The sequence below is a fragment of the Stenotrophomonas sp. 63632_Sma genome, from assembly GCF_056482875.1.
The window spans coordinates 3,057,158-3,070,832 of sequence record NZ_CM151220.1 but is presented as its reverse complement, the minus strand read 5'-3'; the positions used below and the strand labels follow the sequence as shown (position 1 = coordinate 3,070,832).

14 protein-coding genes are annotated in these 13,675 nt (G+C 67.7%); 2 read left to right on the top strand and 12 right to left on the bottom strand.

Going from position 1 to position 13,675, the window contains the following annotated elements; all coding sequences use genetic code 11:
- Nucleotides 1-28: 28 nt before the first annotated feature.
- From cydX to ACZK45_RS14270, 3 genes are read right to left on the bottom strand one after another with little or no spacing between them, the layout of a single operon-like run.
- Nucleotides 29-142 (bottom strand): cytochrome bd-I oxidase subunit CydX, encoded by a 114-nt coding sequence (gene cydX / locus ACZK45_RS14280; RefSeq protein ID WP_032129411.1) that lies wholly within the window; start codon nt 140-142, stop codon nt 29-31.
- A gap of 54 nt (nt 143-196) precedes the next feature.
- A complete protein-coding gene (gene cydB / locus ACZK45_RS14275) occupies nt 197-1,351 on the bottom strand; it encodes a cytochrome d ubiquinol oxidase subunit II (RefSeq protein ID WP_049401140.1) in 1,155 nt (384 codons plus the stop codon).
- A 15-nt stretch (nt 1,352-1,366) separates the two neighbouring features.
- Nucleotides 1,367-2,950, bottom strand: a complete 1,584-nt coding sequence (locus ACZK45_RS14270) for a cytochrome ubiquinol oxidase subunit I (protein WP_032129413.1) — start codon at nt 2,948-2,950, stop codon at nt 1,367-1,369.
- 228 nt (nt 2,951-3,178) lie between these two features.
- Between ACZK45_RS14270 and cydD the strand changes: the two genes are divergently transcribed.
- Nucleotides 3,179-4,924, top strand: coding sequence for a thiol reductant ABC exporter subunit CydD (gene cydD, locus ACZK45_RS14265; protein WP_125894450.1), 1,746 nt, complete (start codon nt 3,179-3,181; stop codon nt 4,922-4,924).
- Nucleotides 4,921-6,600, top strand: a complete 1,680-nt coding sequence (gene cydC, locus ACZK45_RS14260; protein WP_478444857.1) for a thiol reductant ABC exporter subunit CydC — start codon at nt 4,921-4,923, stop codon at nt 6,598-6,600. Before cydD ends, cydC begins: the two co-directional genes overlap by 4 nt.
- Before the next feature lie 55 nt (nt 6,601-6,655).
- On the opposite strand, the gene ACZK45_RS14255 is transcribed toward cydC, so the two are convergent.
- The 9 genes from ACZK45_RS14255 to ccmC form a co-directional block, all read right to left on the bottom strand.
- A complete protein-coding gene (locus tag ACZK45_RS14255) occupies nt 6,656-7,000 on the bottom strand; it encodes a DUF1294 domain-containing protein (protein ID WP_134950782.1) in 345 nt (114 codons plus the stop codon).
- Nucleotides 7,001-8,113 (bottom strand): homoserine O-acetyltransferase MetX, encoded by a 1,113-nt coding sequence (gene metX, locus ACZK45_RS14250; protein ID WP_125894446.1) that lies wholly within the window; start codon nt 8,111-8,113, stop codon nt 7,001-7,003.
- Between the two features lie 138 nt (nt 8,114-8,251).
- Nucleotides 8,252-9,241: a tetratricopeptide repeat protein gene (locus tag ACZK45_RS14245; protein ID WP_125894444.1), complete on the bottom strand. Its 990-nt coding sequence runs from the start codon at nt 9,239-9,241 to the stop codon at nt 8,252-8,254.
- Nucleotides 9,235-9,684, bottom strand: a complete 450-nt coding sequence (locus tag ACZK45_RS14240) for a cytochrome c-type biogenesis protein (protein ID WP_032129419.1) — start codon at nt 9,682-9,684, stop codon at nt 9,235-9,237. The genes ACZK45_RS14245 and ACZK45_RS14240 overlap by 7 nt, the downstream gene beginning before the upstream one ends.
- A 4-nt stretch (nt 9,685-9,688) precedes the next feature.
- Nucleotides 9,689-10,306: a DsbE family thiol:disulfide interchange protein gene (locus ACZK45_RS14235; RefSeq protein WP_125894442.1), complete on the bottom strand. Its 618-nt coding sequence runs from the start codon at nt 10,304-10,306 to the stop codon at nt 9,689-9,691.
- 8 nt (nt 10,307-10,314) lie between these two features.
- The gene (locus ACZK45_RS14230; RefSeq protein WP_478444856.1) at nt 10,315-12,234 is read right to left on the bottom strand and encodes a heme lyase CcmF/NrfE family subunit; all 1,920 of its coding nucleotides are present in this window, start codon (nt 12,232-12,234) and stop codon (nt 10,315-10,317) included.
- Complete coding sequence (gene ccmE / locus ACZK45_RS14225) at nt 12,235-12,696, bottom strand: cytochrome c maturation protein CcmE (RefSeq protein ID WP_032129787.1); 462 nt, start codon at nt 12,694-12,696, stop codon at nt 12,235-12,237.
- The gene (locus ACZK45_RS14220) at nt 12,693-12,881 is read right to left on the bottom strand and encodes a heme exporter protein CcmD (protein ID WP_478444855.1); all 189 of its coding nucleotides are present in this window, start codon (nt 12,879-12,881) and stop codon (nt 12,693-12,695) included. Before ACZK45_RS14220 ends, ccmE begins: the two co-directional genes overlap by 4 nt.
- Entirely contained in the window at nt 12,878-13,648 is a 771-nt protein-coding gene (gene ccmC / locus ACZK45_RS14215) for a heme ABC transporter permease CcmC (RefSeq protein ID WP_006378253.1), read from the bottom strand. The genes ACZK45_RS14220 and ccmC overlap by 4 nt, the downstream gene beginning before the upstream one ends.
- Nucleotides 13,649-13,675: the final 27 nt, after the last annotated feature.

Below are 13,675 nucleotides of genomic sequence, written 5' to 3'. Positions count from 1 at the left end.
GCCCTGTCGGCAACCCTTTTTTACAGTTTCAATGCACGTCGTTGTCGGTGCGGGCGCTTTCGCGCGCTTCGAACCACATCCCGTTGAGGATGGCCACGACCGAGGCCAGTCCGGCACCGAGAATCCAGGCGAAATACCACATGGTCAATCTCCTATGTTCAAGGGATGTGCCGACCGTAGGCCGGCACACCGGCAATCAGTAAGCGTTGGGGTTGTCGCCCATTTCCTCGACCGTCGTCTTGCCCTTCAGTACGCGGTACACCCAGGTGGTGTAAGCGATGATGATCGGCAGGAAGATGGCCGTGGCCAGCAGCATGACCCACAGCGTCAGATGGCTGGACGAGCTGTCCCAGACAGTCAGGCTGGAGGTGGGCTGGCTGGAGGACGGCAGCAGGAACGGGAAGATCGCAAAGCCGACGGTCAGGATGATGCCGGCGATCGAGGCGCCCGAGGCGATGAAGGCCAGGCCACCACGACGTGCGCGCAGCAGTACCGCGCTGGCCAGTGCGCCCAGCAGGCCCAGCACCGGGAACACCAGCGTCGCCGGCATGGAGCTGTAGTTGCGCAGCCAGCCACCGGCGGCCGTGCCCAGTTCGGCGGTCTTCAGCAGCGGATTGGTCGGGCCATCGGTGACCACCTGCGAGGTGATCTGGTAACCCGGCAGGCCGAAGGCCACCCAGGCACCGGCGACAGCGAACAGCACGAAGCTGATGATGGCGGCGACGCTGCCGTAACGTGCGGCTCGTTCGGCCACCGGGCCGTCGGTCTTGATCACCAGCATGGCCGCACCATGCGAAACCAGCATGGCCACGCTGATCAGGCCGGCGATGAGCGCGAACGGGGTGAGCAGGCCGAAGAACGAACCGGTGTAGGTCACGCGCAGGGTGTCATCGAAGTGGAACGGCACACCCAGCAGCACGTTGCCCACGGCTACGCCGGCAATCAGGCCCGGCAGCAGGCCGCCGATGAACAGCACGCGGTCCCAGTTGTCGCGCCAGCGCTTGGACGGCAGCTTGCTGCGGTACTTGAAGCCGACCGGGCGCAGGATCAGCCCGAACAGCATCGCAAACACCGCCAGGTAGAAGCCGGAGAAGCTGACCGCATACAGCGGCGGCCATGCGGCGAAGATCGCGCCACCACCCAGCACCAGCCAGACCTGGTTGCCTTCCCACACCGGGCCGACGGTGTTGATCACCAGCCGGCGTTCTTCATCGGTCTTGGCCACGAACGGCAGCAGCGTGCCGACACCAAGATCGAAACCATCCATCACGGCCCAGCCGATCAGCAGGATGCCGAGCAGCAGCCACCAGATCACGCGGAGCGTGGTGTAATCAAGTGCAATGAATTCCATCTGGATTCTCCTGCCTCAGGCTTGGCCGGGGGCGACTGCATTGGGGGAAGCGGGGCGGATATCGGCCTGCAGCGAGGGCAGGATGTCGTCCGGACCCTTGCGGACCGCCTTCAGCATCAGCTTGATCTCGATGATCAGCAGCACCGTGTACAAGCTGGTGAACACCGCCAGCGTGGTCAGGATTTCATGCAGTGCCAGGCCCGATGCCGCGTAGAAGGTGGGCAGCACACCATCCACCGCCCACGGCTGGCGGCCGTACTCGGCGACGAACCAACCGCACTCGATCGCGATCCACGGTGCCGGCAGCGACCACACGGCCAGCTTCAGGAACCAGCGCTTGTCCTGGAAGTTGTTGCGGCACGAGAAGTAGAACGCCAGTGCGAAGAATGCGATCAGGTAGAAGCCCAGGCCCGCCATGATGCGGAAGGTCCAGAACAGCGGGGCCACGCGCGGGACGGTATCCATCGCGGCCTTGGAGATTTCCTCCGGCGTCGCGTTGAGGATGTCTTCGCGGTAGCGCTTCAGCAGCAGGCCGTGGCCGAGATCCTGCCAGTGGCGATCGAACATCTCGCGTGCTTCGAGGTCGTTCCGGTTCTTCTTCACGCGTTCCAGTGCGCCATAGGCGATCTGGCCGCCGCGGATGCGGTGCTCGGCACGCTCCACCAGTTCCAGGATGCCCGGGATCGGCTGGTCCAGCGAACGGGTGGCGATCAGGCCCATCAGGTACGGGATCTTCACCGCGTAGTCGTTCTGGTGGGTGTCCTGGTTGGGAATGCCGAAGGCGGTGAAGTCGGCCGGTGCACGCTCGGTTTCCCACATTGCTTCGATCGCGGCCAGCTTCATCTTCTGGTGTTCGCTGGCGGCGTAACCACTCTCGTCACCCAGCACCACCACCGACAGCGAGGACAGCAGGCCGAAGGCTGCGGCCACCGCGAACGAACGGCGGGCCATGTCCCGATGCTTGTTGCGCAGCAGGTACAGGGCGCTGATCGACATCACGAAGATCGCACCGGTCACGTAGCCGGCACTGACGGTGTGCACGAACTTGGCCTGGGCCACCGGGTTCAGCAGAACCGCAGCGAAGTCGACCACTTCCATGCGCATCGTTTCCGGGTTGAACACCGCACCGGTCGGGTTCTGCATCCAGCCGTTGGCGATCAGGATCCACACCGCCGACAGGTTGGTGCCCAGCGCCATCAGCCAGGTCACAGTGAGGTGCTTGACCGGGCTCAGGCGCTTCCAGCCGAAGAAGAACAGGCCGATGAAGGTCGCTTCCAGGAAGAACGCCATCAGGCCTTCGATCGCCAGCGGCGCACCGAAGATGTCACCCACGTAGTGGCTGTAGTACGACCAGTTCATGCCGAACTGGAATTCCATCACCAGGCCGGTGGCCACGCCGATGGCGAAGTTGATGCCGAACAGGGTGCCCCAGAACAGGGTCATCTGCCGCCAGACCTGCTTGCGGGTCATCACGTACACGCTCTCCATGATGGCCACCATGAAGGACAGGCCAAGCGTGAGCGGGACGAATAGGAAGTGGTACATCGCGGTCAGAGCGAATTGCAGCCGCGACAGTTCTACGACTGTCTGATCAATCATGGCCTGGCTACCTCGTTGGATAGTGCCGTTGCAGGTGGCGGGAAGGGTGGTCTACGGGGTGAATGATGTGACCGACTACTTCAAACAGCCTTGATCCAGATCAATGTATGAATGGGTATTCAGGAGGATCGTATGCCAACCCGATGAAGACTGCGACCGCCGGCCGCAGGGGGAGGCTGTTGCCTGCGCCTACAATGCCGTGTCTCCCCTGTTACCCGTGAAGACCCCTTGAGCGCTGCCGAAACGACCCCTGACGGCCTTTCCCCGGAAGCCGAAACGACCCGCCAGCGGCGTGCCCGCACCGCCTGGCTGGCCGATCTTGCGCGCTCCGCTCGAGGTCGCCAGCGGCTGGCGGCGCTGTGCATCAGCCTGTCCGGCGCGCTGCTGATCGGCCAGGCCGCTGCCATCGCCTGGCTGGTGCAGCAGGTGCTGGTGGAACGCGCACCGCTGGCGTCGGGCCTGCCGGTGCTCGCTGGGCTGGCGGTGATCCTGGTGCTGCGCACGCTGCTGGGCAGCGCCACCCAGGCGGCTGCCGGTGATGTGGCCGATGCCGCGCGGTTGGCGCTGCGCGAGCGTGTGTTCGCGCGCCTGCTTGGACATGGGCCGCTGTGGCTGCGCCAGCGCCGCACCGGCGAGCTGGGCGAACTGATGCTGCATCACGGTGATGCGATCGAGAGCTATTACAGCGGCTTCCTGCCGGTGCGCACCGAAGTGGTGGTGGTGCCGCTGCTGATCCTGGCCGCAGTGGCCTGGGTGGATTGGGTGGTGGCGCTGATCCTGCTGTTCACCGCACCGCTGGTGCCGTTCTTCATGATGCTGGTGGGCTGGGGCGCTGAAGCCGCCGGCCGTGCGCAGCTGGGCGAGCTTGCGCGGATGAGCGGCCACTTCGCCGACCGCATCAAGGGTCTGGGCCTGCTGCGCCTGTATGGCCGGGGCGAGGCCGAACTGGACGGCATCGCGGCCGCTGCCGAAGGCGTGCGCGTGCGTACGATGAAGGTGCTGCGCATCGCCTTCCTGTCGTCCACGGTGCTGGAATTCTTCGCCTCGGTGAGCGTGGCGATGGTTGCGCTGTACCTGGGCCTGAGCTATCTGGGCCTGATGACGCTGCATGCAGCAGTGCCGACGCTGGGCGCTGGGCTGTTCTGCCTGCTGCTGGCGCCGGAGTTCTACGCGCCGCTGCGGCGTCTGGCCGCGCACTACCACGATCGTGCCAACGCACTGGCTGCCGCCGCCGAGGTGGAGCGCCTGCTGCAGTCGCTGCCCGGGGAGCAGGGCTTGATCGAAAGCGAGGTTGCACCGTTGGCGGTGGAACCGGCCGAGGCTGCCTTGCCGCCGCTGCAGGCGCAGGGTCTGGTGCTGCGCCCGCTGGGTGCGCCGCATGATGTGCTGCAGGATCTGGACGTGCTGCTGGAACCGGGCCAGCGCCTGGCCCTGGTCGGCCCCAGCGGATCCGGCAAGAGCACGTTGCTGGAAGCGCTGGCGGGGTGGTTGCCGCCGCGTGCCGGCAAGCTGCAGCTGCGGCCCGGCGTGCAGGTGGCGTACGCCAGCCAGCGGCCGTACCTGTTCCACGGCAGCATCGCCGACAACCTGCGGCTGGCTGATCCCGGTGCCAGCGATGCGCGCCTGCGCGCGGTCGCCGAGGCCTCGCAGGTACTGCAGTTCGCGCAACGCCTGCCGCAGGGGCTGGATACCGTGATCGGCGAGCGTGGTTTCGGCCTGTCCGGTGGTGAAGCACGCCGCATCGGCCTGGCCCGCCTGCTGCTGCGCGACCCGCAGGTGCTGCTGCTTGATGAACCCACCGCGTTCCTCGATGCCGATACCGAAGCGGCGTTGCTGCGCAGCCTGGCCGCCTATGCACGCGGCCGCAGCGTGGTGGTCGCCACCCACAGCCCTGCGGTGATCGCCTGGGCCGACCGCTGCCTGCTGTTGCCGGAAGGCCGCCTGGTCGAGCCGGCACAGGCGGTGCGCGCATGAGCCGTTCGCCTGATTCGCTGCGCGCGGTGTTCCTGCGCCATCGCCCGCGCCTGCTGCTGACCGTGCTGCTGCTGTGGATCACGATGCTGGCCGGCACCGCCCTGCTGGGCCTGTCCGGTGGCTTCCTGACCGCCGCTGCGCTGGCCGGTGCGGCCGGGCTGGCGCAGGGCTTCAACTTCTTTTCGCCGTCGGCCGGCATCCGCGGCCTGACCATGGCGCGCATCGTGTCGCGCTACTTCGAGAAGCTGGTCGGCCACGATGCCACGCTGCGCATCGCCCGCGATCTGCGCGTGTGGTTCTTCCGCCGCGCGCTGCCACTGGCACCGGCGCGGCTGGGGGCCACGCGTACCGGCGAACTGCTGGCACGCCTGCTGGGTGACATCAATGAGGTGGATGGCCTGCTGGTGCGTGCGATCGGGCCGCTGGTGGCGCTGGGTGCGCTGTCACTGGTGGCGATCGCCTCGGCCGCGGTGATCCTGCCGTCTGCGGCGGTACTGCTGGCGGTGCTGGCGTTGCTGATCGCCTTCGGTGTGCCGTGGCTGGGCGTGCGTGGTCGCGACGATGAGGAGGCCGACCGTGCCGCGCATCGTGCTGCCCTGCGTACCGCAGCCTTCGAAGGACTGGAGGGCGCGGGTGATCTGGCCGCGTTGCATGCCGATGCAGCGTGGCAGTTGAAGGTGCGCGTGGCGGCCAAGCAGCTGGCTTCGCGGGATCGTCGTCGGCGCTGGCGCCTGATCGCGGCCTCGACCCTGCATGGCCTGGTCGCCGGGCTGGGCCTGGTGGCGATGCTGGCGTTGGCCCTGCATGCGGCCGAACAGCAGCGCATCGCGCCGGAAATGGCGGCGGGTCTGGTGTTCCTCACCGTGGCACTGATCGAACTGTGGGCCGGCATGGGCCTGGCCTGGCAGTCGCTGCAGTCCGGGCGCATCGCCGCCGATCGCCTGCAGGCCATCGTCGAGCAACCGCCGACGGTGGAGGACCCGCAGGCGCCGCAGGCGGTGCCGCAGGCCGCGCGCGTGCATTGGGATGACGTGCACTTCCAGTGGCCCGGTGCGGCGCGGCCGGTGTTGTCCGGCCTGCAGCTGACCCTGGCGCCGGGCGAGCGGATCGCGATTCGCGGCGACAGCGGCAGTGGCAAGACCACCCTGTCGAGCCTGCTGCTGCGGCTATGGGATCCGCAACAAGGACGGTTGACCTACGGGGGCCGCGACCTGCGTGATTTCGCCCAGGCCGACTGGCACCGGCAACTGGCGTGGCTGCCGCAGAACGCGCCGGTGTTTGCCGGCAGCGTGGCCGAGAACCTGCGATTGGGTGATCCCGATGCCAGTGACGCAGCGTTGTGGGCGGTACTGCGTCGCGTGCGTCTGGGCGAGTGGGCCGAGCGCAACGGTGGCCTGCAGACCTGGGTGGGCGAGAACGGCGCGACGATGTCGGCCGGCCAGGCACGACGCCTGGCGCTGGCGCGCGCGCTGCTGCGCAATGCGCCGATCCTGCTGCTGGACGAACCGACCGAAGGCCTGGACGTGGATACCGCACGTGCGTTGCTGCAGGACCTCTCCGGGTTGCTGGACGGGCGCAGCCTGCTGATGATCACCCACGACGACCTGCCCGACGGCGTGGTGGATGCGCAGTACCGGTTGCGTGATGGGGTTCTGGTGCGCGAAGCGCTTCGGTAGATGCCGACCTTGGTCGGCACATCCACGCATGGCGTGGATCTACCCATTCGAACGGTTACCACGAGAACTCGCGCAGCATCACCGCGATCGAGGCCACGTTGGCCAGCACGCACAGCCAGAACACCCACTGGAATCCGGCTTTGCGATGCTTGTGGCGGAACAGCGCCTGGCCCAGCAGCGCGCCCGGCCAACCGCCGGCAAAAGCCAGCAACTGCAGTGTGCGCTCGGGAATCCGCCACTGCTTTCGCTGCGCCGCGCGCTTGTCGTGGCCGTACAGGCCGAACGACACTGCGCTGGCGAGCAGGCACCAACCGCCCAGCCACAGCGGCAGCACGCCGCTGACCGTCAGTGCGATCAACGCACCGAATGCGGCCAGCGCGAGGTTACGCCGCCATGCCACTTACAGCGCGTCGAGGAAGCCGCGCACGGCCGGGCCGAAACGCTCGAAATCGACGAGGAAGGCGTCATGGCCCTGCGGCGACTCCAGACCGATGAAGCGCGCATCGGCACCGCCGGCGCGCAGGCCGTCGGCGACCTGTTGCTGCTGCTGCACCGGGAACAGGATGTCGGTGTTGGCGCCGATCGCCAGCGCCTTCTCCACCCGGATCTTCGCCAGCCCGGCCAGCACGTCGCCGTCGGCATACTCAGCCAGGTCGAACCAGTCCATCGAACGGCTCAGGTACAGATAGCAGTTCGGATCGAAGAAGCGCACGAAGCGCCGTGCATGGCCTTCCAGATAGCTTTCCACCTGGAATTCGAGGCCGAACGGATCGTCGTCGGCCTGGTCCGAATCCAGCCGCACGCGGCCGAAGCGCCCATCCCATTCCAGTGCCGAACGGTAGGTGATCACGCCCAGCTTGCGCGCCATGCGCATGCCGGACTCGGGATACTCGGCATCGTCGTAGTGGCCGCCATTCCAGCGTGGATCAAGGCGGATCGCCTCGCGCTGCAGCGAACGGATCGCGATCGAGAACGGCAGTGCCTGCGCACTGCCGGAAATGTTGACGTGGCTGCGCGCAATGCCCGGGTGCAGCATCAGTACCGCGAGTGCGGTCATGCCGCCCATTGAATTGCCGACCACGCAGGCCAGCTGTTCGATGCCCAGGGCACGCACGACTTCGATGGCGGCGCGTGCGCCGTCTTCGATCGACAGCTCGGGGAAGTCGAGGCGATACGGTTGGCCCGTGGCCGGGTTGAGCGAGGCGGGACCGGTCGAGCCCTTGCAGCTGCCCAGCGAATTCACGCATACCACGAACCAGCGGTCGGTATCGATCGGCTTGCCGGGGCCGACCATGCCTTCCCACCAGCCCACTGCGGGGTTGGCGTCATTGGCAGCGGCGTGTGCATCCGGCGACAGGCCGGTCACGATCAGGATCGCGTTGCTGGCGTCGGCGGCCAGCGTTCCCCAGGTTTCGTAGGCCACGCGTGCGCCATGCAGGGCGCCACCGCGCTTGAACGGGAACGGCGAGGGCAGGGCGTGGAAGCGGGTGCCGGGCGGGATGAATTCGGTCATGCAGCCATTCTAGCGGGGCCGCATGTGGAGCTGGCGACACGCTGGTTTCCATCGGCGATGCACCCGGTGGTGCCGGCCGCTGGCCGGCAACCTCATGAATCTGGATGCGCCCACGTGGTTGCCCGCCAGCGGCCGGCACTACGGGAACCGCAGCTCCACCACGCCTTCATGCGGCAGGCTCACCTTCACCGGCACGCTCTGCAGGTCATCCTCGCCGCGGTTGGCACTGCCGCTGCGCGAGATGCGTGCCAGCACTTCCACTTCGCGATGCGCGGACAACGGTGCGGTCGGCATCGGGCTGTCTGCGTCGCCCAGCCCGACCGTGGCCGGGAAACCGGCCAGAGGCAGCTTGCGTGCGGCCACCGGCATCGGCGGTCCACCCACGGCGCGGGCCAGCACGAATACCTGGGTGCTGGCGGGCCACTCGGCGTTGTTCAGCGCAGGCAGTTGCACGCGCACCTGCAGCAGCGCCGGTGGCGCCGCAGCGGCAGCATCGGGCGCCTGGCCGGCGGCCTCACGGGCGATGGCGATCTGCGCCTGCAGCGCCTGCGCGGCGCCGGGCTCAAGCCGTGGCAGCAGGCCGCTCCAGATGTCGGCAGCCTCGGCATTCTTTCCGCGCTGGCGCAGGGCGATGCCCAGCAGCCAGCTGGCGCGCTCTGCATCGGGCGCCAGCGCACGAGCCTGCTGCAACCAGGCCATCGCGGTGTCATCGAACTGCTTGCCGGCATCGGCCTGCGCACGTGCCTGCGCCGCTTCCACCAGCACGCCGGGGTCTTCCGGGGCGAGAGCGGCAGCACGTGCGAAGGCATCCGCTGCGGCTGCGGCGTTGCCCAGTTCGGCCTGCGACCGGCCCAGCAGCGTCCAGCCATCGGCTCGCTGCGGGTCTCGCTTCAGTGCATCCTGCAGGGCCTGCACGCCATCGCGCAGGGTGGCTACCGACGGGGTTGGTTGTACCTGTGCGGCACGCGGATCACCAACCAGCAGATACAGGCAGGCACCGGACACGCCCAGCGCGAGCACACCCACCACGAAACCGCGGCGACCGTGGTGGCGCAGCGGCCACAGCACCAGCGCCGCCATCAGTGCGGCCACCAGTCCAGCCAGCATCGGCAGCCAATGGCTCACCATCCGTCTCCTTCATCGGTCTTGCTGGCGGGGGCGGCAGCAACCGTGCGGCCACGGCGGCGGACGATGCCCAGTACCACCAGCGCGCCGGCGCCCAGCACCAGCAGCGGACCGCCCCACAGCAGCCAGGTGCCCGGCTGTAGAGGCGGTTGATAGAGCACGAACTCACCGTAGCGCGCGACCAGGAACTGCTTGATCTGTGCGTCGTCGCGGCCCTGCTGCATCAGCTGCAGCACCTCGCGGCGCAGGTCCTGCGCGATCTGCGCGTTCGAGTCGGCCAACGACTGGTTCTGGCACTGCACGCAGCGCAGCTGCGCGGCCAGGTCGTGGAAGCGGCGTTCTTCGGCGCCATCGCGGAACTGCAGTGGCTGCGGATCATGCAACGGCTGCTGTGCCAGCACGGCCAGGGGCAGCATCAGAAGCAGCAATGCCAGCAGCCAGCGCATGGGCTCAGGGCGCCGTGTGCAGCGTGCTGCCGGCATTGCCCTGGGCCTTCTCGATCTTCTCCAGTGCCGGGATCAGCTTCTCGTCGACCACGCGCTGGGTCATCGCACCGCTGTACTTCCAGCGCACGACACCGCTGCCATCGACCAGGAAGGTTTCAGGTGCCGCGGTCACGCCCCAGTCGATCGCGGTGCGGCCTTCCACGTCGCTGAGCACGACCATGAACGGGTTGCCCAGCTGTTCCAGCCAATGCAGGGCATCGGTCGGTTCATCCTTCCAGTTGTAGCCGATCACGCGCACGCGCTTGCTCTCGGCGAAACGGGTCAGCACCGGGTGTTCCTCGCGGCAGGCCGCGCACCAGCTGCCCCACACGTTAAACAGGTAAGGCGCGCCGCGCAGTTCGTCGCTGTGCACGATCATTTCCGGGTCGTGCAGCACCGGCAGCGCGAACGCCGGCGCCGGCTTGTCGATCAGCGCCGATGGCAGCACGTCGCGCTGCGGATCGCCCGATTTCATCACCCCGTAGATCATCAGCCCGAGCAGGCCGAAGAAGAACAGCACGCCGATCACGATGGCTACCGGCGGCAGCGGGCGGGAGGGGCGCGGGGCGGGGGACTCGGACATGGAAACTCCTACGGACGAAGGAAGCGGCGGTCGGCGGCGGTGATGAATCCGCCTAGGGCCATCAACAGCGCGCCCAGCCAGATCCAGCGCACGAACGGCTTGATGTGCACCCGGACCGCCCATGCATTGTTGCCCAGCGGCTCGCCCAACGCCACGTAGACATCACCATCGAGGCGTGCATCGATGCCGGCCTCGGTCATCACCTGGCCGCCGCTGGCGTACTGGCGCTTTTCCGGATGCAGCAGGGCCAGCTCGCGGCCGTTGCGGAACACGCGCAGGTGGCCGCGGTCGGCGATGAAGTTCGGTCCTTCGCGATGGTCCACGCCCTCGAAGCGTACTTCGTGGCGGCCGACCACCACCTGCTGGCCCGGTGCCAGCGCCACTTCACGCTGTACGTTCAGGGCTTCCACCAGCAGCGCACCGGCCAGGAACACGGCGATGCCGGCATGGGCGACGATCATGCCGAGCATTTCGGCGGTGAAGCGGCCATTGCCGCGCAGTCGCTGCCAGACGAAACGTGCGGTACCGAAGCCGACCCAGACCGCGGCAGCGACACCGAGACCGGCCTTCCAGCCGTTCTGCGGCGCCTGCCACCAGGCCAGCGCACCCAGCAGCACCGCCAGCCCCAGCCAGGGTGCCAGCAGCGCGAACGCGCGCGAGGGCTGGTCGCGTTGCCACTTCACCAGCGGGCCGAACGGCAGCAGCAGGATCATCGGTGCCATCAGCAGCAGGAACAGGCTGCCGAAGTAGGGCGGGCCGACCGAGATCTTGCCCAGCGACAGTGCATCGGCCAGCAACGGATACAGTGTGCCGAGCAGCACCATCGCGCAGGCGGTGGCCAGCAGCAGGTTGTTGGCCAGCAGCAGGGTCTCGCGCGAGGTGGCGGTGAAGCCACGGCGCGGATCGTCGGCGTCCACGCTGAGCTGGCTGGCACGCAGCGCGTACAGCAGCAGGCTGCCGCCGACCAGCACCGACAGGAACACCAGGATGAACAGGCCGCGCGACGGATCTGCAGCGAACGAATGCACGCTGGTCAGCACACCGGAGCGCACCAGGAAGGTGCCGAGCAGCGACAGCGCGAAGGCCGCGATCGCCAGCAGCAGGGTCCAGCTGCCGAAGGTGCCGCGCTTCTCAGTGACCGCCTGCGAATGGATCAGTGCCGCACCGACCAGCCACGGCATGAAGCTGGCATTTTCCACCGGGTCCCAGAACCACCAGCCGCCCCAGCCCAGCTCGTAATAGGCCCACCAGCTGCCCAGCGCGATGCCCAGGGTCAGGAAGCCCCAGGCGACGTTGGTCCACGGCCGCGTCCAGCGCAGCCAGCGTGCGTCGACACGACCTTCCAGCAGCGCGGCCACGGCGAATGCGAACGGCACCGCGAAGCCGACATACCCGATGTAGAGCATCGGTGGGTGGATGATCAGCCCGGGGTCCTGCAGCAGTGGATTGAGGTCGCGGCCTTCCAGCGGTGCCGGGTTCAGGCGCAGGAACGGGTTGGAAGTGAAGATCAGGAAGGCGAGGAATCCGATGCTGACGATGCCCATCACCGCCAGTACACGCGCCTGCACCGGTGCCGGCAGGTGCCGCGAGAACAGCGCCACTGCGCCGGTCCACAGCGCCAGCACCAGCGCCCACATCAGCAGTGAGCCCTCGTGCGCACCCCACACCGCCGAGTAGCGGTAGATCATCGGCAGCAGCGAATTGGAGTTCTCGGCCACGTAGCGCACCGAGAAGTCCTGCTGCACGAACGCAGCGGTGAGCACCGCGAAGGCGCCGGCGAGCAGCAGCAGTTGTGCGAAGGCGGCTGGCCGTGCCACCGCCATCCATGCCGTGTTGCCGCGATGCGCGCCGACCAGCGGCAGCCCGGCCTGCAGCAGCGAGGCCAGCAGCGCGCACAACAGCAGGATCTGACCCAGTTCGGGCAGCACTCAGCGCACCTCGGGTGCCGTCACCGGCACGTCATGCTTGCGATGGGCGTCGCCCATCTTGTCGGCCACTTCCTTGGGCACGTACTTCTCATCGTGCTTGGCCAGCACCTCGTCGGCGACGAACACATCGTCCTGCAGGCGGCCACTGGCGACCACCGCGGTGCCTTCGGCGAACATGTCCGGCAGGATCCGCGACGTGGTCACCGCCAGCTGGGCATCGCCGTCGGTCACTTCAAAACGTGCTTCCAGCGAACCGACCGGGCGGTTGAAGGAGCCCTTCACCACCATGCCGCCCAGGCGGAACCGCGACTGCGCATCGACATCGCCGCGCAGCACTTCCGAAGGCGTGTACAGGTAGGCGATGTTGCGTTCCAGCGCCATCGCCACCAGCGCGGTGGCCAGCCCGGAGGCGAGCAGGGCCAGCAGTACCCAGACCAGGCGGCGACGTTGTACCGGCGTCATCGTTCCAGCTCCGTCGACAGCGGCGCCGCAGCGTCCTGTTTGACGGCGCGGGTCTGCTGCCGCTGCTGCCGGGCCAAGGCCAGGCGACGGGCCATTCGCAGGCGCAGCCACGAACCGATGGCATCGGAGCCGAGTACCAGCACGAACACGGCGTAGGCGCCGATCACATAGGGCAGGTGGGTCATGGCTGGGCCTCCCCGGCCGGACGTGCGGCATCGACGCGGCCGCCGACCCAGGCCTTGCCGGCCTCGCGGTCGAGATTGTCGGCACGGGCCTTGGCCAGCACCGAACCGGCGAACCAGAACTTGGTGCCGATCACCATCCACCACAGCGGCGCGATCATCGCGCTGCTGATCGCCGATTCACCGAACACGTTGATCGACTGGCGCTGGTGCAGGCCGCCCCACCAGTCCACCGAATAGCGGATCACCGGCAGCAGGCTGACTCCGACGATGGCCAGCAGGCCGGCTGCGCGTGCGGCGCTGCGGCGGTCTTCGATGGCGTGATACAGGCCGATCACGCCCAGGTACAGGAACAGCAGCACCAGCTCACTGGTCATGCGCGGGTCCCAGTCCCACCAGGTGCCCCAGGTACCCTTGCCCCAGATGCTGCCGGTGAGCAGGGTGATCAGGGTGAAACCGGCACCCATCGGTGCGCAGGCCATGGCCAGGATCTCGCAGACCTTGATCCGCCAGATCAGGGCGATGGCGGCATACAGCGCCATCAGCGCGAACACGAACAGGCTCATCCAGGCGCTGGGCACGTGGATGTAGAGGATGCGGAAGCTGTCCAGCTGCTTGGCTTCCGGCGGCACCACCAGCAGCGCCTGCCACATGCCGACCAGCAGCACCGGCACCGCCGCGAGGTAGAACACCCGCGACCAGCGGGCAGCGAATCGGTCGAACGTGGGGGGCGAACCGAGTTGGTGGAACCAGCGGACAATCGGATTCATGCGTGGCGGCTATCCAGCAGGGGTGGA

Bases quoted from the DNA above. Each gene is read 5' to 3' on its own strand.
- ACZK45_RS14220 (WP_478444855.1), bottom strand. From the start codon at position 12,881: ATGACCCACCTGCCCTATGTGATCGGCGCCTACGCCGTGTTCGTGCTG.
- ACZK45_RS14270 (WP_032129413.1), bottom strand. From the start codon at position 2,950: ATGATTGATCAGACAGTCGTAGAACTGTCGCGGCTGCAATTCGCTCTG.
- cydX (WP_032129411.1), bottom strand. From the start codon at position 142: ATGTGGTATTTCGCCTGGATTCTCGGTGCCGGACTGGCCTCGGTCGTG.
- cydC (WP_478444857.1), top strand. From the start codon at position 4,921: ATGAGCCGTTCGCCTGATTCGCTGCGCGCGGTGTTCCTGCGCCATCGC.
- cydB (WP_049401140.1), bottom strand. From the start codon at position 1,351: ATGGAATTCATTGCACTTGATTACACCACGCTCCGCGTGATCTGGTGG.
- metX (WP_125894446.1), bottom strand. From the start codon at position 8,113: ATGACCGAATTCATCCCGCCCGGCACCCGCTTCCACGCCCTGCCCTCG.
- ACZK45_RS14245 (WP_125894444.1), bottom strand. From the start codon at position 9,241: ATGGTGAGCCATTGGCTGCCGATGCTGGCTGGACTGGTGGCCGCACTG.
- ACZK45_RS14240 (WP_032129419.1), bottom strand. From the start codon at position 9,684: ATGCGCTGGCTGCTGGCATTGCTGCTTCTGATGCTGCCCCTGGCCGTG.
- ccmE (WP_032129787.1), bottom strand. From the start codon at position 12,696: ATGACGCCGGTACAACGTCGCCGCCTGGTCTGGGTACTGCTGGCCCTG.
- ACZK45_RS14235 (WP_125894442.1), bottom strand. From the start codon at position 10,306: ATGTCCGAGTCCCCCGCCCCGCGCCCCTCCCGCCCGCTGCCGCCGGTA.
- ccmC (WP_006378253.1), bottom strand. From the start codon at position 13,648: ATGAATCCGATTGTCCGCTGGTTCCACCAACTCGGTTCGCCCCCCACG.